This is a genomic window from Peribacillus sp. NJ11 (assembly GCF_030348405.1).
Lineage (GTDB): Bacteria > Bacillota > Bacilli > Bacillales > DSM-1321 > Peribacillus.
This window is the reverse complement of sequence record NZ_JAUCFO010000001.1, coordinates 421,180-445,547: the sequence shown is the minus strand read 5'-3', so window position 1 is coordinate 445,547 and position 24,368 is coordinate 421,180. Positions and strand designations below refer to the sequence as shown.

Here is a 24,368-nt window from a genome sequence, read left to right as displayed (position 1 = left end):
GGCTTGTTTACAATGTTAGGATGAATTTCAATTACATTAAAACAACTAATTCGATTTGTTAACTCGGTATTAATGATTGGAGAGAAAGTCATATGAGTTTTAAGCTTGGAATATTAGATCAAAGCCCCATTTTTCCTGGGAATTCGGCAGTTGATGCACTTAAGCAAACCGTAAACCTAGCTCAAAAAGCTGAAGAATGGGGATATACCCGTTTTTGGGTATCGGAACATCATCATATGGAACAAGTTGCTGGATCTTCACCGGAAGTATTAATTTCTTATTTATTATCGAAAACCACATCCATTCGTGTAGGTTCGGGAGGTGTCATGCTTCAGCACTACAGTCCTTATAAAGTCGCTGAAAATTTTCATGTTTTATCCACTCTTGCCCCGGGTAGGGTAGATCTTGGCATTGGTAAAGCACCAGGTGGATTTCCTTTATCAACAAAGGCGTTACAATTTGGAACTGTGAATGATGGAAAAGATTTTGGGGAACGTGCATCCTTATTGCAAAAGATAATCGAAAATTCAATCAATGATGATCACTTACTCTCTGGTATTCAAGCAACACCGATACCGCCTGAAAAGCCAGAAACCTTTATGCTTGGTGCAAGTTCAGACAGCGCTCAACTAGCCGCCAATCTCGGAATGGATTTTGTATTCGCCAGATTTATTAATAGTGATGATACCATGCTGTATGAAGCGTCCTCTGCTTACCGAAGCAAGTACCCAGAAGGTCGCTTTATCGTATCATTAGCGGTTGTGGCAGCTCCTACCCAACAAAAAGCAGTGGAGCTGGCAAGCGAACACAAACTATTTAAAGTTCATCTACAAAGTGGCCGGACGCTGACAGTTCAATCACGTGAGCAGGCTGAGTCATTTGAGAAGCAGGCTGGTGAAGCTTACGAAATAGAAGAGCAGACCGCAAGTGTTATTGCTGGGACTCCAGGATATGTTAACGGGATTTTAAAGGAACTTCAGAAAGTTTTTCAAGTGGATGAATTTATTTTGCATACACCGCTTCGAAGAGAAGCAGAACGGATCCAATCCTTTCAGTTGTTGAGTCCGCTTCTCTTAGGGAAAGAGACTATCATATAGAAGGAAAAGAAAAGATCCAGAGGGCATGAAGCAGCTGATAAATATTTGTTATTCCAATATAAAAGGATAAAAAAAGGAGCGAGAAACATTGAAGAAAATTAAATGGCTGTCCGTAACGGTTTTAACAGTAGTATTGCTGATATTGGGTGCTTGTGGAAGTAATGAGCAAACATCATCGGAGAGTAAAGGAGACAAGGATGATGAAGTGACTTTGAAAATTAGTGCAGCCTCAATACCACATGCAGAAATTTTAGAGTTTATCGCACCGGATTTAGAAAAACAAGGCGTGAAACTGGATGTAGTGATTTCTACGGATGGTATTCAAACGAATCAACAAACAGCAGACAAAGAATTGGATGCAAACTTCTTTCAACATACCCCTTACTTAGAGCAAGTAAATAAAGATAGTGGTCTGAATTTGGTTAATGTGAAGGGTGTACATATTGAACCATTTGGTGTCTATTCCAAAAAAATTAAGTCTATAGGTGAATTGTCAGACGGAGCGAAAGTAGCCGTACCAAAAGATCCAGTAAACTTTTCGCGATCGTTACAGCTTTTTGCGGCAAATAATATCATTGAGTTGGATGCTTCTAAGTCAGGTGATTATACGATTGAGGACATTACAAAAAATGCTAAAAAAATAGAATTCATTCCAGTCGATTCCCCCCTTTTAGTTCACTCGCTAGATGATGTGGAAGCATCGGCCATTAACACAAACTATGCTCTGGAAGGAGGGTTAAAACCTCTCGATGATGCACTGATAATTGAAGGGAAGGATTCACCATATGTTAACATTTTAGTTGCTCGTCCAGACAATAAGGACGATAAAGCGATCCAAAAGCTTGCGAACGCATTAACGACGGAAAAGGTCAAAGAATTTATTTTAGATCAATATGAAGGAGCCGTCGTGCCCGCGTTTTAAGGGTGGCTTCTATACCAAGCTAATTAAAAAGAGGAGGTGGCCACTTTGATAGAATTTCGTCGGGTTTCAAAAGTTTTTGATGACGGGGAGAAGAAAATTGAAGCGTTAAAGGAGATTAATATAACCGTTGAAAAAGGGGATATATTCGGGGTTATCGGTTTTAGTGGAGCCGGAAAAAGTACACTCATCCGAACTGTGAATCTACTGGAATATCCTACTTCAGGTGAAGTGATTGTAGAAGGAAAAAATCTTGCCAAGATGTCTGAAAAAGATTTGCGTGATGCTAAGAAAAATATTGGCATGATTTTTCAGCATTTTAATTTACTTAATTCAAAAACAGTCTTTGATAATGTGGCGATGCCATTATTGTTAAGTAAAAAAAAGAAAAAAGAGATTGAAGAACGAGTTAATGAGATTCTCCGCTTTGTTGGTCTAGAAGACAAAGCAATGAACTATCCAAATCAACTTTCAGGTGGACAAAAGCAGCGTGTCGGGATTGCCCGTGCTTTGGCTACAAACCCTTCGATTCTATTATGTGATGAAGCAACATCGGCATTGGATCCACAAACAACAAAATCAATCCTGAATCTGTTGAAACGGATAAATGAAGAATATAAAATTACCATTCTAATTATCACGCACGAAATGGAAGTGATTAAAGAAATTTGTAATCGGGTTGCAGTGATGGAGGATGGGAGCGTGATTGAATCAGGAAATGTGATCGATATTTTTGCCCGTCCGCGAACAGAAACAACACGTAACTTCATTCGATCGGTTGTTCGCGATGAAGTGCCATCAAGTGTTTATGGATTGCTCAATGAGGATGCCTATTTCAGCCGAATTTTTAAAATTGATTTTTTGGGATTAAGCTCTGGGCAGCCAATCGTTTCAAAAACAGCGAAGAGGTTTAATGTGGAAATAAACGTTCTGTTCGGCAATATTACTGAGTTACAAGGCATCCCATTTGGTAATTTAATTGTTGAAATAATAGGAAATGAAGATGAAATTGATCGGGCATTACAGTTTATAAAGAATCAAAATGTCAAAGTGAAGGAGGTGACGAAGGATGGAAGTAAGCCAAGAGCTCATTTTAAACGCCTTGTGGGAAACGCTGTACATGGTTAGTATTTCACTTTTTTTTGGAAGCATCATTGGAATATTCTTAGGCATTTTATTGGTTGTAACAAGAAAAGGTCATATTTATGAAAATAGATTTATTTTTTCTATAGTGAATCCGATTGTAAACATTTTTCGATCGATTCCGTTTATTATCTTGCTTGTGGCGATTATTCCATTTACAAGACTAATTGTTGGTACGTCGATTGGTACGACAGCAGCAATTGTGCCACTAGTGCTTCATATTGGCCCATATATCTCAAGACTTGTGGAGAATTCGCTATTGGAAGTGGATGAAGGCATTATTGAAGCCGCGAAAGCCATGGGAGCAACGCCGTTACAAATTATTTTCAGGTTTTTAATGCCTGAAGCTTTTGCGTCATTAATTCTAAGTATAACAACTGCAACAATTGGTTTAGTGGGCGCTACAGCAATGGCAGGAGCTATAGGTGGCGGTGGACTTGGAGATGTAGCGATAACATATGGCTATCAACGCTTTAGCACTATTACGATATTCGTCACCGTTGTAATTCTAGTAATTGTTGTCCAGGGAGTACAAAGTTTAGGAAATATATTCGAACGGAAAATTAGAAGAGTGTAGTGGCGGTAGTTTACAGAGGGGGAGTGGAATGAATGATGAAAAAATGTATTTTACCTATACTGCTTATCTTGGGGGTGTTATTGGCAGGTTGCTCAAGTGATTCAACGAATGCAGGAGGGAAACAAACGAAAGTGAAGGTAGGGATTAGAAATTCTGAACTTCGAACATGGGAATTTTTAAAGGAACAGGCTGAAAAAGAAGGGGTGGAAATTGAAATTGTTAATTTCTCATCGGCTTATGATCCGAACGAAGCGCTGGCAGAAGGGGATATTGATATCAACGCCTTTCAACATGTTGCCTATTTAGATTCATTTAATGCGAAAAATAATACAGACATCGTTCCAATTGGGACTACAATTATTGCTCCTCTCGGTTTGTATTCAAGCAAATATAAATCGGTGGAAGAGATCCCAAATGGTGCACAAATTGCTGTGCCCAATGACCAAGCTAACTGGGGAAGAGCTTTATTGCTATTACAAGAAGCAAAACTCTTAAAGGTTGTGGATGACTTTGACGGGAATGGTGGACAGGACAAAATAAAGGAAAATCCGAAGAAAATCAAAATTGTTCCTGTCGATGGTGCCAGTGCCCCACGTGTGATGGAAGATACAGCTGGTTCGGTGATTAATAATGGAGTTGCGGTAGAAGCGGGACTAAATTTAAAAGATGCTCTTATTTATGAAAGTAGTACTGCAAAGCCTTATATTAATATTATAGCGGCTAGGAGTGAAGATCAAGACAATGAAATTTACCGAAAGTTAGTTGATCTCTATCAATCAGAGAAAACGGCTAAATTTATTGAAGAAACTTACAATGGAAACTATATTCCAACATTCATTACCTTGAAAAAATTGAGCAGTTATAAGGAGATATATTCTAATAAATAAGGAAGGAGAGATTAGAATGGCTCAAGACAGAAAGATGAAGTTAGCTGCTTATTTGATTGGAACAGGTATGCATGTTGCGTCGTGGCGGCATCCGGCATCAAATCCGAATGCAAGTATTGATGTGAAAGCTTTGCAAAGACTCTCAAAAATTGCGGAAAAAGGGAAATTTGACCTTGCCTTTGTGGCAGATAGCTTGGCCATTAATCATGAATCGCATCCTCAAATACTTAATCGATTTGATCCGATTGTACTAATTACAGCATTAGCTGTAGCGACAGAAAAAATCGGCATTGGGGCGACAGCTTCTACAACGTACAGTGAACCATATGTACTCGCTCGCCAATTTGCTTCTGTTGACCATATAAGCGGCGGACGGGTGGGATGGAATGTTGTTACTACAGCTGATGCGACCGGAGAGACGGCCTTGAATTTCAGTCGTGATAAACATTGGGCACACGATCATCGTTATGAACGAGCGGAGGAATTCATCGACGTTGTCCAAGGATTATGGGATTCGTGGGAAGATGATGCGTTTGTGCATAACAAAGAAACGGGACAATTTTTTAATCATGATAAAGTGCATGAGGTTCGGTATAAAGGCAACTATTTTTCGGTTAAAGGTCCGTTGAATATTGCACGTTCGGCGCAGGGGCAGCCGGTTATCATTCAAGCGGGTGCGTCTATACCAGGGAAGCGGTTAGCCGCTCGAACAGCCGAAGTCGTTTTCACCCATTGGGATAACATTGAAGAATCCAAACGATATTATCAAGAATTAAAATCGTCTTTAATGGATTTTGGAAGAAGCGTGGAAGAGCTCCACATCCTTCACGGCATTTCCCCTATTATCGGAGAAACCGAGGAAATTGCCATTCAAAAATACAATAAACTCCAAAGTCTCGTCGACCCTTATGAGAGTTTGAAATTCGTTTCTGGTTATATGGGCAACGTAGATTTTTCAAAATATTCTTTAGATACACCAGCGAAGGATGTTGAATTTCCATCAGTAAATAGCATACAAAGTAACTTTAATGAAATGAAGAAAATTATTGGTGAAGAGGACATAAAAGTGGGTGATTTATATGCGAGATTTTTCAGTCCTGCCAGACGAGATAGATTTGTCGGTACACCAACACAAGTAGCTGATGAAATGGAGGTATGGTTTACTGAAAAAGCTGCAGATGGCTTTATGCTTCAATTTCCACTGTTACCAGGCGACTTAGAGGATTTCGTCGAGAAGGTTGTTCCAATTTTACAGGAGAGGGGTTTGTTCCGTTTGGACTATGAAGGAGACACTCTCCGTGATCACCTTGGATTAAAAAAACCAAAAAATCGCTTTGTTAATGAAGAAATAGCAAATTATTTGGAATAAGGGTTATCTCGCATTTTCATTAGAAGCCATTAAATTCATATATATGGTGAGGACAAAGGAATGAGGGACATAGGAAAAATCCTAGTCCCTCTTTTCTCCTATCCATATACATAAAAGTTTCTTGCTAATAAGCTAAGTTAAGTTCAGCCTTTTCCTGCTTGGAATCCTGGATATTTGGTCATTCCGCCGTCAGCATATAAGGTCATGCCCGTTACGTAGCTTGATTCAGCGGAAGCTAACCAAGCAGCACAAGCGGCAATTTGTTCCGGTTTTCCGATATATCCCATCGGAATCAGGTTGATGACTTCTTGTTTAGCTTTTGGGTCATTGAACTTTTCGGCATTGATTGGTGTGTCGATTGCGCCAGGAGAAATATTATTAATGCGAATCCCCTTAGGGGCATATTCAAGTGCAAGGGTTTCTGCCATCATCTTCACTCCACCCTTACTTGCTGCATAGTGGACAAAATGAGGCCAAGGAATCCGGTCATGAACGGAAGACATGTTAATGATATTTCCCTTAATACCATGATCAAGCATATAACTGATGGCTTCCCTGCTAGCCAGGAACATACCCGTTAGATTTACATCGATGACTTTCTGCCAATCTTCAAGCGTCAATTTTTCACTTGGCACTTCATTTTCAATACCGGCATTGTTGATCATGATGTCGATTGTACCAAATGTGTCCACAGCGAATGAAAGCAATTTCTTTACATCCGCTTCCTTTGAAACGTCTCCTTGAATGGCTGCGGCTTTCCCGCCGGCAGCTTCAATCGTCTTGATGATTTCCTTATGGTCGCCATTTTCAGTGTGATAATTCAATACTACATGTGCTTTTTCTTTACCGAACCTTTCGGCCATGGCTTTTCCTAACCCTTTTGCCGCCCCAGTGATCACGACTACTTTTTTCTCTAAATCTTCATACATCATTTATCGCTCCTTTGACTATTCTTTTGTAAAGCCAATCATGATTCCGCCAGTTATTACGAGTGCACATCCGATAATGACGAAGGCCATTTGCTTTTTGGACTTTTTCTCTCCTAAAAGAAAGATGCCGCCTAAAGTGGAAATGACGATTCCCATTTGGGAAAATGAAAATGCGATGGCGACGCCCACTTTTGGATTAGCGAGCAGGAGGCCGATATTGCCGATTGCCCACATGATTCCGGTTAGAATATTTCGTCCGGCATACTTATTAAACGGTTTATGTTTGATGGAAAGGAGCAGGGCAGCTAGGAACATGCCAATTGCTTGAGGCAGGATCGCCGACCATCCGTCAACTTCATTCCATCTGACTACAATGACATATGTAACATAACCAACCGTTGAAATGGCAAGATAAAAAATCCCTTTTTTCATGCTTCCTTCTTTTTTGTTAGTACCATCGCCGTAGCTTGTCAGCAAGACACCTGTAATCAAACAGATTATTGCAACAATGCCGATGATGATTGTAATCTTGTCATTCCATTCCTTGAAAATGATAACGGCAAAGAATGTATTTCCTAGAATTTGCAGTCCTGTTGAGATTGGAACGGTTTTCGACACTCCGATTTCCTTGACGCTATTGAACTGAAATAATTGCCCGAATGCCCAGCCTATCCCGGAAAAGATGCCGACGATCCATACTGTACTGCTCCATTCCGGCGGATTGATGAAAGACATCACGATGGCGAACAGTAATGAACCGACTGTAATGCCAAGTGTTTGATTATAAGAGTTGCCTCCGAGTTTTTCGGCAACAAGCACTAAGCTGCCCCATGTCAATGCAGGGAGTAGCGCAAAGAGAAAACCTTCCACAAATTTCATCTCCTAAACTAGAAAACAATGTTTTAATGAATATAAAATAGTTAGTTAGTAAGCTATTGATTGTATTTAGAGTTTTCCCTTTACACGGGAAAGAAAACATGGTTTTAATTTACCAATTTGTAATTTTAGCTCTAATTGATTTTTCAGCGTGGAAACAATGAAATAATAAGTGGTTTATGCTATTTTTAACTTAAAAATAGTTAGGAGCAATAATATGACGACACTGAATGAATGGTTTGAAAAGGGGATTCCTGCAAAAGAATTTATATCCTCGATGAAAGTACATAAAGAAAACTTACAATCGATTCAGGAGCGTTTTTCCATTTCTGCAGAAGACCAAGGCTTTTTTTATGAATTAACTACGAAGGAACTTCGAGCCATTGTCATCACTGAAGACTGGTGTGGAGACGCGATGATGAATATACCTATTCTGTTGAATATAGCTGAAGCGGCTAATATTGAAACTCGCATGGTTTTACGAGATCAAAATCTTGAGCTGATCGATCAATACTTAACGAATGGAACGGCGCGTGCGATTCCCATTTTTATATTCATTGATAAGAATGGTGAAGAAAAAGCCGTTTGGGGACCTCGTGCACCAAAGGTACAAGAGTATGTAATGGAGTTGAGGTCTGACCTGCCTTCCAAGGATGATGAACGTTTCGAGGCAGAGCAAAAAGAAGTTATTAAAAAAATAACAGCGGCTTTTTCCGAAGAAAAGCATCTATGGGACGAAGTATACAGCAGTATCAAGGAAGCTATGGGGGAAATTTGAATTTTAAGGATGACTCTTGCTGCTGCCAACGGATAGATTCATTTTTGACCTGATAATTGCCGTCAAGCAGATAATAAAAATGTGGGGGTTTCTTCCATAATGAAGGAGCTGTTCCAAATAAGGAGACTTATGGTCATGGTACCATGGTTTCGGAACAGCCTTTTTCATTTGTTTATGATTCTGGAATAATCGTAACGCCGATGGTTCGAATAGGGGAGTCCTGTTTAGAACTTTGATTCGTAGCTTTGTAGTATTTTACCATTAAATCGTTCAATTCATTTTGGAAGTTAACAAAACTTTCATCATCAAGCTTTAGCTCTAAAATTGAAAAGGTTGAACCATCTTCTGAGCAGTCTTTTTCTTCTAATTTAGAAAGATAGTTTTGATATTGAGTCATAAGGGATAATTGATAATAAGAAAAAAAGTTCAGTTTTTTCTCATTAGAAGATTTTTTCCATTCTTCCCCGCTAATTCGCGCTTCTTCTTCATTTAACACATAGTATTTTTCCGAAACGGATCTCACTTTTTTCTCTTTAACAATGCGAATGACCCCTGAATCCAACAAAACCTGTATATGTCTATATAATGTTGCTTGGGGCACATCTTTAATGATTTTTAACATTTCTAATGGTGTTAACCCATTTTCCCTGTTTCTCATTAAAGCTTGGGAAATCTTTATTCTTACTGGATGCATTAAAATTTCAGCTTTATTAATCATTTTATTCTCCTTACATAGAATTTGACGGGATAAGTCATGAATAATAAGTTCATTTCGCCATATATTGTAATGTTTGAATCATGTTCAAGAATATTACCGAACTATTTTTTCTGAAGATATTAACTACTTCACAATTGAAAATACCTACAATAAAGCTTAATAAATATCACTATATTTTCATTGTTATTTATATTGATAATATTATCATTATAAATAACAATAAAAACTAAAACAATATTTTATAAAGAAAAAAATAGGTGAAAAATTCCAATCTTAATGTTATCATTACTGATAATGATAATAATATTTCGTTATTAAAGGAGTGGTATATATGGAATTGCATTATGGATGGAACGAATTGAAAGATATTGATTTCATGTCTATTCTGCCAATTATTTTACCGGTAATTGCTATTGGGATGATTCTAGTCCTTATATCATTAATTGATTTATACCGACATCGAAAGACGAGGAAAAATGTTTTATTGTGGACACTCATCATTATTTTTGCAAATACTATCGGTCCAATTCTGTACTTCGTTATTGGTAGAAAGGACAATGAGAGAATATGAAATTAGAAATTAAAAATGTTACAAAAAAATTCAAAGAAAAAACAGCGGTCAATAATTTTTCAATGGAACTGCAATCAGGGGAATGTGTTGGATTGATAGGGCCAAATGGAGCTGGCAAATCGACACTAATAAAAGTGATTGCAGACATTATAGATCCAAGTATGGGAAAAGTTTTGCTTGATGGTAAGAAAATTTCTAAAATGAAAAAGGAAATAGGCTACTTACCACAATACCCAAACTTCTTTCAATGGATGACTGCCAAAGAAACCCTTACTTTCATGGGGCAGCTCTCGGGTATCAAAAAAGAAGAATTATTAAGGGGCATTCCAGAGATAATGTCGAAAGTGGGGTTGAGCGGGGAAGAAAATTCAAAGGTGAGAACTTTTTCAGGAGGTATGAAACAGAGGCTTGGAATTGCACAAGCGTTGTTACATAAACCAGCATTGATTGTCATGGATGAACCTGTTTCGGCATTAGATCCAATCGGCCGGAGAGAAGTGTTAAATATAATAAAAGAAATAAAGAAAGATACGACAATTTTATTATCGACACATATATTAAGCGATGCAGAAGAAATATGTGAGAGATTTGTCATTATAAAGAGTGGTGAAAAAATTGAAGATACAACAATGTCAGAATTACTAAACAGGAATAGCGGAAACAAAATTAATGTCGACATAACCTCTAAAAGTCAAAAATGGATTGAAAACGTAAAAAGCTTGAACTTTGTAAAAAGTGTAGAGGTAATGGGAAATAAATTGAAGATAGAAGTGGAAAATATTGAGTCAAACAAGAATATGTTACTGGCGAATGCGCTGGAGCATAATGTTGATCTTGTAAGGTTCGAAATAGATAACGATACATTGGAAGAGATATTTTTAAAATTGGTGGTAGAAGAATGAATAATTTTACCGTTTTAGCGAAAAAGGAATTTGTTCAGATGGTACGTGAATTTAAAGTGATTTGGCTTCCACTTGCATTTATATTTTTAGGGATAACTCAACCGGTTGTAAGCTATTATTTACCTTCAATATTAGAAGCTCTGGGTGGGGGTCAAGGGATCACCATTGATCCAAGCATGGCTGCCCAAACAGGCGGCGAAGTTCTTGCTAGTACATTAGGGTCTCAATTTGATCAGCTCGGAGTCATGATCATCATCGTTTCCATGATGGGTGTCGTACAATCTGATAAAGCAAATGGGATGCTGGCTTTCATTCTTACAAGGCCCGTGACGGTTGTATCTTATATAAGTGGGAAAATCATTTCCAATTATCTGTTTGTTGCCTGCAGTGTAGCATTAGGATACTTGGTTTCATATCTGTATGCAGTTTTTTTGTTTACGAGTGTTGATTTTGTGAATTTAATAATGGCTTTGTTGTTCTATCTGCTGTGGATTCTATTTATCGTTTCATTCACGACGATGATCAGTACCATTTTTAATAGTCAGGGCATCATTGCATTAATTTCGATAGTATTTCTTCTCGGCTGCAGAATGATAGTTGGTTTAAGCCCGGTTATAGATAATGTGAATCCAGCAAGCATGAGTAAATATGCGATGGAAGTATTGATTTTAGGTACCGTCAATACACAGGCGATTTGGGGTGCATTAGCGGCACTTGAATTGACGGCACTAACGATATTGGTAACGAACATATGGATTTCAAAAAAGAAATTCCATAACGAATAAGTTAGGGTATGAAGGAAAAATATATCGACGAAATCTACAGTTATATCTCCGAAAATAGGAATATATCGGCGAAATCTACAGTTATATCTCCGAAAATAGGAATATATCGACGAAATCTACAGTTATATCGACGATTGAAATGAAAAAGGACTGATTTTTAATTCAGTCCTTTTTAAATATGGGAATGTGGAAATTTCAGACCCGTTCCGTGAGTCCATACATATCGGACAGAATCATTAAATGAGAAACATCGCGACTATCGTAGTAACTGTTAAACCAATGGTGACCGGCAGCAAATTCCGGCGAGCAAGTTCAAAGGGACTCACGTTACAAATTGCAGCGGCTGGTATCAGTGCCCATGGAATCAGGGTACCTCCGCCGACCCAAATCGCGGTTATTTGCCCAAGTGCGGTCAATGTGGCGGTTCCGCTTCCGATTGCCGTTCCAAATAGTTTGGCGACCGATCCCGCTAAAGAAATGCCTGAGAAGCCCGATCCATCCAACCCAGTGATGGCACCGATTCCCGTTAATGTGACGGCGGCTATTTCTTTTGTTAAAGGAACGGAGGCCGCTAATGCGGCACCGAGGTCATTGACGATGCCGAGGGATGTTTTTGGTAAATAGTTCCCGATGATCTGATTGAATCCAGAATCACCTAAATAGAAGAATGCAGCGATTGGAATTACAGGTCCGAATACTTTAAAGCCAAATTGAAAACCCTGAATTAAATAGGCTGTTGATTTTTCAAGTCCTTGTTGTTTATGTGCGACAAGGGATAAAATCAGCAAAATGAAAACGGCTGTACCGCCAACCAACGCCGTTGCATCTCCGCCCTGGAGCTTCAAAATCGACAATGCCACAACATCCAACAGAAAGGCGATCGGAATGAAAACGGCAAAAAACTTCTTTTGTCCCAGTGTGAGCAAATCTTCACTGATTGTTTGATCTTGGACGATTCCCTCATTATCCGCCGCCTTGATTCTTCCAAGCTTCATATCCCGCTTTAAAAGGAGAAAGGCGGAAAGGGTGGTAACGACCCCCATTGTAATGACAAGGGGAATACTCGCAGCGATGACATCACCGACTGGTATCGAAGCGGCATCCGCAGTTAGTTTAGGTGCAGCTTGAATGATGAAATCCCCTGATAATGCTATTCCGTGACCAAAAAGGTTCATCGCCATCGCTACGCCTAACGCAGGTAAACCAGCCCGTAAGGCAACTGGGAGCAAAACAGCCCCGAGTAAGGCAACGGCCGGTGATGGCCAGAAAAACCAGGATATGATCATCATGACGATCCCGATTACCCAAAAGGCAAGTGTAGGATTTTTAATGAATTTCGCAAACGGTGCAATCATGACATCATTAATGCCCGACTTCGTTAATACCGTGCTCATGGCAACGATGATTGAAATGATTAAAATCGTGGACATTAATTCCGTGATTGCGAAAATGAAGCTGTTGAATATCCCGCTTATGGAGGATGCTAAACTACCTGTAGCCACTAAAGCCAAAAGGAAAATACCAATTATGCAGATGAGGGTAGTATCACGACGTTTTACCATAAACCCGATTATCAATGCAATGAATACAACATAAATCCAATGGAGTGCCGTTAATTCCATCTCCATGATCCGTCCCCCTCATATATATGCCTAGTTACAGATTATGAAGGAGGTACGGGGTGGTGAGTTGTTTCATAAATTTAAACGCTTATCTTCTTTATTTTCAACATTACTTCAAGTATTCTTAATTTGAATAGTAACTACTGTAAATGAGGGATAAGCCGTGAAGCAAATATATAGTGATGTCATACAATTTCGGGGTACACATTATGAGTTTGGATACATGCAAGGGGAGGAATTAAAAGATTCACTAACGGTAAAAAATCGTGAAGATCAGTGGAAGATCAGGCAGCCTCGGTTTACGGTTGAAGAGGAAGAGGTCAAGAAGGCGATTACACAATTCGCCCCTGGAGTTTGGGAGGAATTACTGGGGTTGCAAGATGCGCTTAAATGGCCAATTGAACGCGTGTTGCAGGAGTTCGGGGGATACCGTTTGGATTATGTTCGGTCGGGGTGCTCCATCATGACAGGCGATGATTATCTCATTCGCAATTATGATTACCATCCAAAGACATATGAAGGGCGCTATGTCTTATTCCAGCCAAGCGATCGAGGGTATTCCAGCATTGGTCCGAGTCAGCGAGGGACTGGGCGGATGGATGGAATGAACGAAAAAGGTTTGGTGATAGGCTATAACTTCATGAATCGCAAGAACCCTGGTGATGGGTTCATTTGTTGCATGATTGGCAGGCTGATTGTTGAATCTTGTGCGAACGTTCAGGAGGCGGTCGCGATGTTGAAGGAAATCCCGCATCGTCATTCTTTCACTTACGTCGTCTATGATAAAAGCGGAAGTACCTATATTGTGGAAACCTCTCCGAGAAATGTAGAGGTGCGCACGTCAAATGCTTGTACCAATCATTTTGAAATCATGAAACATGAAAATCGTAACCATCTTATCGATTCGAAACGCCGATTGGAAATTATACAAGATCACGAAGGGAAACTTTCATCTGCCTACGATGCTTATAGATTGTTTAATGATACCGATCAAGGCGTCTTCTCGGATTTATATAGCAGCTGGGCGGGAACGATTCATACATCCGCTTATTTACCTAAGGAGATGAAGGCTTGGATCGCTTTGGGAGGGAACCAGGAGCCGACTTCAATAGATTTTGCGAAATGGCTTGATGGGGAAGATGTTAAGTTAGAACGAATCAAAGGTGTAATTGATACGGATATTCCATTTGTGCATATGGATGAGGGCGCGAATTGGTTTCGGAATTGAGCGTTCAGGATTCTTTTAAGTAAATTTGAACCTTAGGTTGTTAATAGGCCCAGTCCTTGGATTGGGCTTTTGCAGGTTTAATTTTAGGAAACGGATCCTGGTACTATTTATTAGTGGATACGCCAGTTATATAATATGATAGAGTAACAGATTTTGGATTAGGAATAAGAAGCTGGAAGTCTGTTTGTGAGTCGATTTTGAATGATGTCGTACTGTACAATGAATAAGGGGATGAGCGAATGTTTTCTACAGCTATTGGATGGTTTCGGTTTATTACAATAATTGAGGGAATTTCATATGTTCTATTGCTTGCCATTGGTATGCCCATAAAGTACATATTGGATATTGGGGAAGCAACACTCATTTTGGGCAGCATCCATGGTTTCTTATTTGTCGTGTTTGGGCTTTTGCTGCTCTATGTGAGCATTATATCAAAATGGTCCTTTTTAAAAATGGCGTTGATCTTCATCGTTTCATTCATCCCGTTTGGGAATTTTGTAATCGATCGCAGGCTATTGAAGCAAAGTTAAATGATAAGGGGCATGCTCTAATATCGTAATTATTAAGTCCTTTGATGGTGTTTGAAAAATTCATAATGAAAAAACGTCTTCTTTTCAAAAGAAGGCGTTTTTTTTATGGATTTAAGCTTGCTGTAAGGTTGGCATAACCATGCTGTAAGGATGGGCATGTAAAGTATAAGTATCAACAAAATTGAAGAGGTGAAACAAATGGAACCATTATTGAAAGTGGATAATATAAAAAAAACTTATGGTAAATCAAGTGCTGCCTACACAGCGTTGGAAAATATATCTTTTGATATTCATGCAGGAGAGTTTGTAGGGATCATGGGACCTTCCGGGGCAGGGAAATCGACGTTGCTTAATATGTTAGCAACTATTGACTCGCCAACTGAAGGGAAAATTTATATGAATGATACGAGCATTCACGATATGAAGGGAGCTGACTTAACAGATTTCAGACGTGATAATCTCGGTTTCATCTTCCAGGATTACAATTTGCTCGACTCTTTGACTGTGAAGGAAAATATATTATTACCACTGGCGATTGCGAAAATTCCAGCGAAAGAAATTACTATCTTAGTGAATCGTATTGCAAAAGTATTTGGGATTGAGGATTTATTAGCTAAATATCCATACCAAATCTCCGGTGGCCAGAAGCAAAGAACAGCTGCAGCCAGAGCGCTGGTGACAGAGCCGGCACTGATCCTGGCAGATGAGCCAACAGGTGCACTTGACTCAAAATCGGCGACAGGTCTGCTCGAAAGTTTAAGTGAACTGAATGAAAATAATAATTCCACCATCATGATGGTGACGCATGATGCTTATGCCGCAAGCTTCTGCAGGCGCATTATTTTCATTAAGGATGGTACGCTTTCAACAGAAATTTACCGTCGTGGCAAAACACGTAAAGCTTTCTTCCAAGAGATTTTAGATGTCCTTGCAACAATTGGAGGTGAGGTAGATGACGTTATTTAGTCTAGCGAGAAAAAATATTGCACGAAACCTCTCCCAATATTTTTTATATATCGCATCGATGGTTTTTAGCATTATCATCTACTTCACATTTGTAACATTAAAATATAGCGACACAGTTGCAGAACAAACGGCTTCATCACAAAAATTAGGTTCATTAATGAGTGGTGCGGCAGTCATCCTGATTTTCTTCGTTGCCATTTTCATTGCCTATTCAAATTCATTCTTTATGAAAAAACGTAAAAAAGAAGTGGCATTATATGCATTGCTTGGCGTACGTAATCGTCAAATTGGTTTTATGCTCTTCTTTGAAAACCTATTGCTTGGTTTGGTTTCATTAGTTGTCGGGATTTTCCTTGGATTCCTTTGTTCAAAAGGATTCATGACGATTTTGATTTATTTAATGGGCTATGATGTCATAGCACCATTTACTTTTTCGGGATCTGCAGCATTGAACACCTCTTTCGTATTTCTTATTATTTTCTTGGTGACATCATTCCAGGGCTATCGTTTAATTTATCAATTTAAACTAATCGATCTCTTCCATGCATCGAAAAAAGGGGAAGCAGCCCCGAAGCCATCAATGATTGTAGCCATTCTGGGAATTTTCTTGATTGTCATGGGTTATTGGTTGGCGATGCAAGATCTTTTTACTTCTAAAGTGTGGGAAAAGGTCGGGTTTTTAATGACAGCACTCATTATATTGACAACAGTTATTGTCGGTACGTTTATCTTGTTTCATAGCGTGACAGGCTTTGTGTTAGCCGTGATTAAGAAAAATGAAAAATGGCTATGGAAAGGCCTTCATTTAATGACGATCTCGCAACTGCTGTATCGCATTCGGGGTAATGCACGTACATTGACCGTAATTGCGGTGTTAAGTGCTACAACGGTAACGGCCGGCGGTGCGGTTTATGGTCTTTATTACAATGCAAATGACCAAGTTATGACCGTTGATCCGAATACCTTCATGTATCAGCTAACGGATGCAAAAAGCGATCAACAAGTGAGCGCTGTATTGTCAGATACAAAGTATGATGAAAATATTGAAGCACTATCTATCACATTTAATACGAAAGAATTTAACATGCCATCAGCATTCGATAGCTCTGATAAAAGGATTTACACGGTTATCGACGAAAAAACATATAACAAATTAGCACAAGTTCAAAGCAAGGAAGCACTGCTTGTGAATAATGACAATGCAGTCATTTTGGATATTGGATATGACAAAAGGTTCTCACCTATATATAAGGACAAGACCATCACGACAGAAAACAACACGGCAATCACATTCCAAAGTTTTAAGACACAAACAGTTTTAAATGCCGGAACAGCAGGCATTGCAGTGGTAGTATCGAATGATCAATTTAAATCATTGCAAAAAGAAGGGGAATCCCTAAAATATCGTGTTATCGGTGTTGAACAAGCTTCCAAGGATTTATCAGAAAAAATTGCAAAACAATTACCTGAAGAAGCGCTATTTTCCAGTGCCCCTCAAGATTTCCAAACAAGTATCGAGGGTGTGGGCTCATTGCTCTTTATCGGAAGTTTTCTTGGTCTGGTTTTTTTAGCTGCAACAGGCAGTATCATTTACTTTAAGGTTCTAACTGAAGCAGAGGAAGATAAATCGCAATACAATATGCTTCATAAAATGGGCGTTAACGCAAAAGAAATGCGGAAATCCATTGCATCACAAGTATTCGTAATCTTTTTCGTACCACTGGCAGTGGGGTTATTACACAGTGCAGTTGCTTTAAAAGCCTTCTCGGGCTTATTGATGATGGACCTGGAAAAACCTGTGTTGATCTGGATGATTGCTTATACGGTTATCTACGGTCTGTATTATTTCTTAACGGTAGCTTCCTACAATCGTATTATCACACAAAATAATAAAACAGAAGGATGATCGAGATGAAGAAATTTCTTATGGTAATTGGTATTTTATTTATACTGGGAGCGGCAGGAGTCTTCGCGCTTACTAAAATAGACTTTAACCGCATGAATGCCAGCAATTATTATTTGCAAGTTATAGAGGATGGGGTAAAACATGAAACAAAACTTGATGATGGTTCAGTGATGACCTACTATTCTTATAAACTGGACGCAAAGAATGCAGATGGTGAAACAATACCACTTGAATTCACGGTACAAAAAAATCTTCGGAAAGATGCTTACTTGAAGATGTACGTGAAAAATGGTGATGAAGTTTCGTCATATGATGAAGTTAAATTTGAGGAAATTCCAAAAAAGGCACAAACAAAATAAATAGGGAAGTAGGGCTGTCTCCAATAAGTAAGAGGAGTACAGCCCTTTTCCTGTTAAGTAAAATGTGCATTATAAAAGGATAGTAATGGTGGTTCCCTTATTTTCAACGCTAGTCAAATCAAGTTTTCCATTATGAGCCAGAATGATGTCTCTTGCAATGGCCATACCTAGTCCAGTCCCATGTGTACTTGCAGTATTCGTACCTCGATAATAGCGTTCAAAAACCTGTTCTAAATCTTTGGAGGGAATACCGCGGCCATTATCGGAAATGGTAATTTTGGTATGAAGTTCCGATTCTAGACGAATATCATCAATTTGTATTTTCACAATGACATTTTCCTCATTGTGCACGAGTGCGTTGTAGATAAAGTTAAAAATCGCCCGCTTCAGTAATTTTTTATCCACTTTATGTTTTGCCATGTCCACATTTGCCTCAAATTCAACCTGTCGATCACCAAGTTGTGAATCATTTAAAAGCTCGATCGTCATTTCCCGTATAAACCCCACGATTTCTACATCTTCAAATTGTAAGGGGAGTCTTTGATTCCGCAAACGCATCGTTAAATTTAGGTCATCTAACAAATCTTTCATATAAGTGGACTGTCTATTAATAATGGATGAAAACTCATACAATTCCTGTGGTGTTAAATCTGTGGCGTTGTCTTTCATCAATTCTGTATACCCATGGATGGAAGCAAGTGGTGTCTTCATGTCATGTGAAACATTGCTAATCCATTCCTCACGCATTTGGTCGAGAAGATCACGTTCTTTCTCATACTGATCTAGCTTTACTGACAGTTCATTCATATTGCGAAATACATCTTCATAAACGCCTTTTGGTATGCTCATCTTTTTAAAGCTCCTCTCCCGGAGCTGCTGAATTCCTTCTATTAATATGTTTAGCGGTCTCGTTAATCTTTTACCAAACAGGAATCCAATGACTAATGCAATAATGATATCCACGATTAAAAAAAGTAATAGTAAGATGTTAAAGTTTTTAAAAACTTTAGCATAATTATAGGTTATTACATAGCGGCCAATTTTCTGTTCCTTAACGCCTACAAAATAGCTGAAATTATGGGTTTCGCCAACAAAAACAGTTGTCTCTGCATCAATTTCTTTATACTTATACATTTGGACGATTTCAACTGGAGAATACACGGTTGGCAATCTTTTCGGTGTATAAAAGGCTGCCACTTGTTCACCCTTATTATTCAAAAATTGTATCCAGGCGTTATTGTCCTGCAATTTTTTCAGCCCTTTTTCATTTACCATAGGTTTGTTATCTTTTAATTCCACATATTGTGAAAATGTTCTGCTAAAGTTTTCTGCAGATACTCCTTCAGTCCCGAAGTCATGCATGGCTCGATAAAAGAGTAAGCTTAAGAGTAAAATTGTATTTACAATCCCTATGATTACAACTATTGTCACAACGGATCCTAAAAAGCGCCGTGTCAATTTCCACTTCATCTTGTTTCACCCCTTGGTTTGTAATTTATAACCAAGCCCTTTAACGGTTATTAAAAACAAAGGCTTTGAAGGATCCACCTCGATTTTTTCGCGTAAACGGCGAATATGTACCATCACTGTATTATCAGAGCCAAAGAAATCATCACCCCACACATGTTCAAACAAAGTCTCCTTGCTCAAGATCTGATTCGGGTGATGCATAAAACAGCTCATCAGCCCGATTTCTTTAGCTGTGAGCTCGATTGTGTTGCCATCCTTTTTCACTTCATTTTCATTGGCACTAAGCTCAAAAGGACCAACTTGCAATTTTTTCGGAGCCACTTTGTCCTCTGAAAAGCCAGCACGTCTCAGCTGTGCCTTTACTCGATAGGCAACTTCTTTCGGACTAAATGGTTTGGTAATATAATCATCCCCGCCTATTGCCAATCCTAAAAGCTTATCAATTTCCTCATCCTTTGCGGACAAAAATAAAATCGGAACATTGGACACTTCACGAATTTGCTTGCATAAATCATATCCTTCACCATCTGGCAGCATAATATCTAGCAAGACTAGTGCAGGATTGAATTCCTGAAACTTTGCCCATCCATCCGCAATCGTCCCTGCCGTAATAATATTTGGAATACCTTCCTTATGTAAAACTGTCTCCATGAGACGTGCTAAATCTTCTTCATCGTCAATAATTAAAATCCACTGATCATTTGACATTCTTCTACCTCCCAAACATCAATCATACCCTACAGTATAGAGTACCCTTCAGCAAAAAATAAGGGGAAGTGAAAGATATTTCTTATAAGTAATGAATTTTGGCATCCATTCCACAAGTTTCACGAAACACGTAAATGAAAATGCACTGTAAGGATCAGGGACCCCGATGCCTGATCTTTATTTAGTTTAGGAGGTTTCTTTTCATTTGGGGAGAAAGAAGATGGCGCTTCCTACTGATTTGGTAAAGGTTGTATGATAAACTGTTTAAAGTATTGCTAGGCAGTTCATGCTAAGTATTATGATTCAGGACTTCGTTCCTGTACTTTAAAACAAAATCTTTCTAAAAAATGTACTCAACGAATGTGGAAGAATAAAAGGAGAAAAAAATAATGGAAACAAAAAAGGTGTTACCCGTTCTTTTTTTAGTGATGTTTTTAGTCATGGTCGGATTTGGAATCATCATTCCCGTCATTCCGTTCCTCGCTGAAAAGGTTGGCGGCAGTCCTACTGAGCTTGGTCTTTTAATGGCTGTTTATTCGTTAATGCAATTATTTTTTGCCCCGATGTGGGGACGTATATCTGATCGGATAGGACGTAAGCCTGTCATGATAATCGGGATTGCTGGATTGGCCCTTTCATTTTTCATCATGGCCTCGGCAGATTCTTTATGGGTATTATTTGTAGCCAGGATCGTTGGCGGGATTTTGTCATCGGCAAACATGCCAACCGCAATGGCGTATGTGGCTGATATCACGACTCCGGAAGATCGAGGAAAAGGGATGGGAATCATCGGTGCTGCTACAGGGCTAGGGTTCATCTTTGGTCCGGCGATTGGCGGGATATTCTCCAAATCAAGTTTGAATTTACCTTTTTACATTGCTGGAATTTCCTCTTTGATCACACTAATCTTAGTGATTGCGATACTGAAGGAATCACATACGGTTGAAAAGAGGGCCCAACAGTCTAAAAATAAAGAGTCCATGTGGACAGCCTTTAAAGGGCCCCTTACCACCATGTTCATCCTACAATTGATCGTCACGCTTTCAATGGCGGGACTCGAAACGACTTTTGCCTATTTTGCAGCAAAAAAAGCTGATATCACTCTTGTTCAATTAGGCTATATCTTTATGATCATGGGATTTGGCAGTGCGATTGTTCAAGGTGGATTAGTGGGTAGGATGACAAAGAAATACGGGGAAGGCGCGGTTATCCGAGTAGGAATCATCGTATCGGCAGTTGGTTTCATTCTCATCCTGTTTTCTACCGGTTTCTGGACATCTGCGGTCTTCCTAACGATTTTCGGAGTTGGTAATGGGTTCATCCGACCTGCAATTTCGGCCTTGCTGACCAAAAGTTCCATGTCGGGGCATGGAAGTGTCACTGGACTGCTTTCTTCCTTCGACTCGTTCGGCAGGATTGCAGGCCCTCCGATAGGCGGTTGGTTATTTTCGATTTCAATAGATTTGCCATTTATATCTGGAGCGATCCTTTCCGTTTTTGCTTTGATTCTTTTTCAGCTTTACCATGCACGGACAAGGACTAAACAGGTCCAAGCCTCTCATTAATCTAATGAAGAAAAACCCCCCATTTTCCAAAAAACGGGGGGCCACGGACGGTGCTTGCAAAAGCATCGTTTTTTTATTGAATCATATTGAGGAACTTGCGTGTACGTGCTTCTTTAGGGTTTGTGAAAATTTGTTCGGGTGTTCCCCGTTCCATTATTTTTCCATCATCCATGAAAATGACTTCGTCGGCGACCTCACGGGCGAAACGCATTTCATGGGTTACTACGATCATTGTCATGCCTTCTTCTTTCGCCAGGTCTTTCATTACCTGTAACACGTCTCCAACTAGTTCAGGATCTAGAGCGGAAGTGGGTTCATCGAATAGCATGACCTTAGGTTCCATGGCCAGCGCCCTTGCAATGCCGACTCGTTGCTGCTGTCCGCCGGACAATTGAAAAGGATAAAAATCGATTTTTTCACCTAAGCCCACTTTTGTAAGCAGGGCAGCAGCCGTTTCTTTCGCTTCATGTTTGGCTATATTTTTTACGATGATGGGGCCTTCCATTACATTTTCCACAGCTGTTTTGTGGGGGAAGAGGTTATAGCTTTGGAAAACCATCCCTGTCAAGCCGCGAAAAGATGTAATCGATTTTTTTCTAACGGGTTTTTTGAAGTCCATTACGGTTTGGTCGATTTCAATCGTCCCGTCCGTTGGCACCTCAAGGAGATTCAAACACCGAAGAAAGGTTGTTTTACCTGAACCCGAAGGACCGATCAATACAATGACTTTACCTTGCTCCACTTCCAAATCGATGCCCTTTAAAACTTCAAGGTCACCAAACGATTTATGAAGATTCTTAATGTTGATCATTTTAAAATCCCCTTTAACTACTGCGGTTCTTATTTTGCTACATAACGATTAAGTCTGTCTTCTAAACTTCCTTGAATGAAGGATAAAATGGTACACAAAATCCAATATAAAGCAGCCGCTTCCATGTAAAGTAGTAGAAATTCATAGTTTTTTGCAGCGATCTCCTGAGCTTTACGGAATAATTCCGTTACAAGAATGAGTGATGCAAGCGATGTATCTTTTAAAAGGCTAATGAACGTGTTGGATAATGGGGGAACGGATACACGCGCTGCTTGCGGCAAGACGATCCGCTTTAAAGCTTGGGTATATGACATCCCGATCGAATAGCCCGCTTCCCATTGTCCTTTAGGTATGGATAAAATGGCCGCTCTTATAATTTCAGAAGCGTATGCTCCAACACTTAATGAGAATCCGATAATAGCCGATATAAAAGGACTGATGGTTACTCCTAAATTTGGAAGTCCATAAAAAATGATAAATAATTGCACAAGTAATGGTGTCCCGCGGATGATTGACACATATACTCGCGCAATTATTTGAAAGATCCTAATGGAAGATAATCTAGCTAATGCTGTGAGTACAGCGAGAATAAGGCCGAGAACAAATGAAATTAGCGTTAGTGGAATTGTATATTGAATAGCTCCCTCTATCATCGGATAGAGGGAGGTTTGAGCGATGGAAACAAGCTGGTCCATACGCTCGGGGTCGGTGAAAATATTACTTAGGAGAAACATCTTCACCAAACCATTTATCCGAGATTTTTGCGTACGTGCCGTCGTCTTTCATTGCTTTTAATGCTTTGTTTACTTCTTCCACTAATTTGCCGCTGTCTTTTCTGAACATTAAACCACTGGCGACTCCGCTTTCTTCCTCATCAGCGACTTTGATAGGTGCATCAGGGTGTTGCTTTTTATAATCAAGGTACGACAATTTGTCATTGATCGTCGCATCTACACGTTTAGAACCAATAAGCTGTACAGATTGAGAAAATCCTTCAATACCGGTAACTTCAGCACCATGTGATTTGGCTAGATCATTGTAGTTACTCGTTAAAGATTGTGCAGAGGTCTTACCTTTCAAATCATCAAAGGATTTAATATCCGAATTGTCTTTGTGTACAAGCAATACGGCTCCGGATTGAATATATGGGTCAGAGAAATCATATTTTTTTTGACGGTCTTCATCGATGCCCACTTGGTTCGCGATCATATCAAAACGTTTAGCATCCAATCCTGCAAACATGCCGTCCCATTGTGTTTCCTTGAATTCAGCTTTCACTCCAAGGCGTTTTGCCACTTCTTTAGCAATTTCAACATCAAACCCCGTTAGTTTATCTGAATCATCGTGGAATGTGAAAGGAGGGTATGTACCTTCTGTTCCAACTGTTAATACGCCATCGTTTTTAACTTTATCATATAGATTTTCTTGTGAAGAAGATTTATTGTCGGTATCGTTTGCCTCATTTTTTGTATTGGTACCACAAGCGGTAAGTACAACCGTGAAAGCTAACAATAGCGATAAAAGTGCAACCATTTTTTTCATTTGGGTAAACCTCCTAGTAATCTGATAGGGATTGATACTCTGTGATACTATACAAGAAAAGGAAAAAAGTCAATGAAAATAACTTATATGATTAGTGTTAATGAAACTTG

At 39.3% G+C, this 24,368-nt stretch carries 25 protein-coding genes; 16 read left to right on the top strand and 9 right to left on the bottom strand.

Annotation, left to right across the window (positions count from 1 at the left end; genetic code table 11):
- The first annotated feature begins 92 nt into the window (after positions 1-92).
- The 6 genes from QUF86_RS02230 (at position 93) to QUF86_RS02205 (ending at position 5,992) form a co-directional block, all read left to right on the top strand.
- Entirely contained in the window at positions 93-1,097 is a 1,005-nt protein-coding gene (locus tag QUF86_RS02230) for an LLM class flavin-dependent oxidoreductase (protein WP_289333482.1), read from the top strand.
- Between the two features lie 88 nt (positions 1,098-1,185).
- Positions 1,186-2,019, top strand: a complete 834-nt coding sequence (locus tag QUF86_RS02225) for a MetQ/NlpA family ABC transporter substrate-binding protein (protein WP_289333481.1) — start codon at positions 1,186-1,188, stop codon at positions 2,017-2,019.
- Between the two features lie 45 nt (positions 2,020-2,064).
- Entirely contained in the window at positions 2,065-3,144 is a 1,080-nt protein-coding gene (locus tag QUF86_RS02220) for a methionine ABC transporter ATP-binding protein (protein ID WP_289333480.1), read from the top strand.
- Positions 3,086-3,736 carry a methionine ABC transporter permease gene (locus tag QUF86_RS02215; RefSeq protein ID WP_063234758.1) on the top strand — a complete coding sequence of 217 codons (651 nt, stop codon included), beginning with the start codon at positions 3,086-3,088 and terminating at the stop codon, positions 3,734-3,736. Before QUF86_RS02220 ends, QUF86_RS02215 begins: the two co-directional genes overlap by 59 nt.
- Positions 3,737-3,771: 35 nt before the next feature.
- Positions 3,772-4,623: a MetQ/NlpA family ABC transporter substrate-binding protein gene (locus QUF86_RS02210; protein WP_289333479.1), complete on the top strand. Its 852-nt coding sequence runs from the start codon at positions 3,772-3,774 to the stop codon at positions 4,621-4,623.
- A 16-nt stretch (positions 4,624-4,639) separates the two neighbouring features.
- Positions 4,640-5,992, top strand: a complete 1,353-nt coding sequence (locus tag QUF86_RS02205) for an LLM class flavin-dependent oxidoreductase (protein ID WP_289333478.1) — start codon at positions 4,640-4,642, stop codon at positions 5,990-5,992.
- A 143-nt stretch (positions 5,993-6,135) separates the two neighbouring features.
- Here QUF86_RS02205 and QUF86_RS02200 read toward each other — a convergent pair whose 3' ends face one another.
- Both QUF86_RS02200 and QUF86_RS02195 read right to left on the bottom strand, forming a co-directional pair.
- Positions 6,136-6,921: a glucose-1-dehydrogenase gene (locus tag QUF86_RS02200; RefSeq protein WP_289333477.1), complete on the bottom strand. Its 786-nt coding sequence runs from the start codon at positions 6,919-6,921 to the stop codon at positions 6,136-6,138.
- 18 nt (positions 6,922-6,939) lie between these two features.
- Positions 6,940-7,800 (bottom strand): GRP family sugar transporter, encoded by an 861-nt coding sequence (locus QUF86_RS02195; RefSeq protein WP_289333476.1) that lies wholly within the window; start codon positions 7,798-7,800, stop codon positions 6,940-6,942.
- 214 nt (positions 7,801-8,014) lie between these two features.
- Here QUF86_RS02195 and QUF86_RS02190 point away from each other — a divergent pair, with 214 nt between their 5' ends.
- Entirely contained in the window at positions 8,015-8,575 is a 561-nt protein-coding gene (locus tag QUF86_RS02190; protein ID WP_289333474.1) for a thioredoxin family protein, read from the top strand.
- Between the two features lie 172 nt (positions 8,576-8,747).
- Here the strand turns inward: QUF86_RS02190 and QUF86_RS02185 are convergent, their stop codons facing one another.
- Complete coding sequence (locus QUF86_RS02185; protein ID WP_289317985.1) at positions 8,748-9,293, bottom strand: helix-turn-helix domain-containing protein; 546 nt, start codon at positions 9,291-9,293, stop codon at positions 8,748-8,750.
- Between the two features lie 331 nt (positions 9,294-9,624).
- Here QUF86_RS02185 and QUF86_RS02180 point away from each other — a divergent pair, with 331 nt between their 5' ends.
- The 3 genes from QUF86_RS02180 to QUF86_RS02170 are packed head-to-tail and all read left to right on the top strand — an operon-like array spanning position 9,625 to position 11,551.
- Complete coding sequence (locus QUF86_RS02180) at positions 9,625-9,864, top strand: PLD nuclease N-terminal domain-containing protein (protein WP_289317984.1); 240 nt, start codon at positions 9,625-9,627, stop codon at positions 9,862-9,864.
- A complete protein-coding gene (locus QUF86_RS02175) occupies positions 9,861-10,766 on the top strand; it encodes an ABC transporter ATP-binding protein (RefSeq protein ID WP_289317983.1) in 906 nt (301 codons plus the stop codon). Before QUF86_RS02180 ends, QUF86_RS02175 begins: the two co-directional genes overlap by 4 nt.
- Positions 10,763-11,551, top strand: coding sequence for an ABC transporter permease (locus QUF86_RS02170; RefSeq protein ID WP_289317982.1), 789 nt, complete (start codon positions 10,763-10,765; stop codon positions 11,549-11,551). The genes QUF86_RS02175 and QUF86_RS02170 overlap by 4 nt, the downstream gene beginning before the upstream one ends.
- A 236-nt stretch (positions 11,552-11,787) precedes the next feature.
- On the opposite strand, the gene QUF86_RS02165 is transcribed toward QUF86_RS02170, so the two are convergent.
- Positions 11,788-13,179, bottom strand: coding sequence for a hypothetical protein (locus tag QUF86_RS02165; protein WP_289333473.1), 1,392 nt, complete (start codon positions 13,177-13,179; stop codon positions 11,788-11,790).
- Between the two features lie 157 nt (positions 13,180-13,336).
- Between QUF86_RS02165 and QUF86_RS02160 the strand changes: the two genes are divergently transcribed.
- The 5 genes from QUF86_RS02160 to QUF86_RS02140 all read left to right on the top strand — a co-directional run bounded on the left by QUF86_RS02160 (position 13,337) and on the right by QUF86_RS02140 (position 18,162).
- On the top strand, positions 13,337-14,401 hold the full coding sequence (locus QUF86_RS02160) for a C45 family autoproteolytic acyltransferase/hydrolase (protein WP_289333471.1): 1,065 nt from the start codon (positions 13,337-13,339) through the stop codon (positions 14,399-14,401).
- 239 nt (positions 14,402-14,640) lie between these two features.
- A complete protein-coding gene (locus QUF86_RS02155; RefSeq protein ID WP_289317979.1) occupies positions 14,641-14,931 on the top strand; it encodes a DUF3817 domain-containing protein in 291 nt (96 codons plus the stop codon).
- Positions 14,932-15,129: 198 nt separating this feature from the next.
- Positions 15,130-15,897, top strand: coding sequence for an ABC transporter ATP-binding protein (locus QUF86_RS02150; RefSeq protein ID WP_289317978.1), 768 nt, complete (start codon positions 15,130-15,132; stop codon positions 15,895-15,897).
- Positions 15,884-17,803 carry an ABC transporter permease gene (locus tag QUF86_RS02145; RefSeq protein WP_289333470.1) on the top strand — a complete coding sequence of 640 codons (1,920 nt, stop codon included), beginning with the start codon at positions 15,884-15,886 and terminating at the stop codon, positions 17,801-17,803. Before QUF86_RS02150 ends, QUF86_RS02145 begins: the two co-directional genes overlap by 14 nt.
- Before the next feature lie 5 nt (positions 17,804-17,808).
- Positions 17,809-18,162 (top strand): YxeA family protein, encoded by a 354-nt coding sequence (locus tag QUF86_RS02140; RefSeq protein ID WP_289333469.1) that lies wholly within the window; start codon positions 17,809-17,811, stop codon positions 18,160-18,162.
- A 69-nt stretch (positions 18,163-18,231) separates the two neighbouring features.
- On the opposite strand, the gene QUF86_RS02135 is transcribed toward QUF86_RS02140, so the two are convergent.
- On the bottom strand, positions 18,232-19,632 hold the full coding sequence (locus QUF86_RS02135) for a sensor histidine kinase (protein WP_289333468.1): 1,401 nt from the start codon (positions 19,630-19,632) through the stop codon (positions 18,232-18,234).
- Positions 19,633-19,638: 6 nt separating this feature from the next.
- Positions 19,639-20,340 carry a response regulator transcription factor gene (locus QUF86_RS02130; RefSeq protein WP_289333467.1) on the bottom strand — a complete coding sequence of 234 codons (702 nt, stop codon included), beginning with the start codon at positions 20,338-20,340 and terminating at the stop codon, positions 19,639-19,641.
- Positions 20,341-20,729: 389 nt separating this feature from the next.
- Between QUF86_RS02130 and QUF86_RS02125 the strand changes: the two genes are divergently transcribed.
- Entirely contained in the window at positions 20,730-21,905 is a 1,176-nt protein-coding gene (locus QUF86_RS02125) for an MFS transporter (RefSeq protein WP_289323717.1), read from the top strand.
- Between the two features lie 73 nt (positions 21,906-21,978).
- Here the strand turns inward: QUF86_RS02125 and QUF86_RS02120 are convergent, their stop codons facing one another.
- The 3 genes from QUF86_RS02120 to QUF86_RS02110 are packed head-to-tail and all read right to left on the bottom strand — an operon-like array spanning position 21,979 to position 24,258.
- Complete coding sequence (locus QUF86_RS02120) at positions 21,979-22,716, bottom strand: amino acid ABC transporter ATP-binding protein (RefSeq protein WP_289317972.1); 738 nt, start codon at positions 22,714-22,716, stop codon at positions 21,979-21,981.
- 29 nt (positions 22,717-22,745) lie between these two features.
- A complete protein-coding gene (locus tag QUF86_RS02115; protein WP_289317971.1) occupies positions 22,746-23,450 on the bottom strand; it encodes an amino acid ABC transporter permease in 705 nt (234 codons plus the stop codon).
- The gene (locus QUF86_RS02110) at positions 23,434-24,258 is read right to left on the bottom strand and encodes an amino acid ABC transporter substrate-binding protein (RefSeq protein WP_289317970.1); all 825 of its coding nucleotides are present in this window, start codon (positions 24,256-24,258) and stop codon (positions 23,434-23,436) included. Before QUF86_RS02110 ends, QUF86_RS02115 begins: the two co-directional genes overlap by 17 nt.
- Positions 24,259-24,368 lie beyond the last annotated feature (110 nt).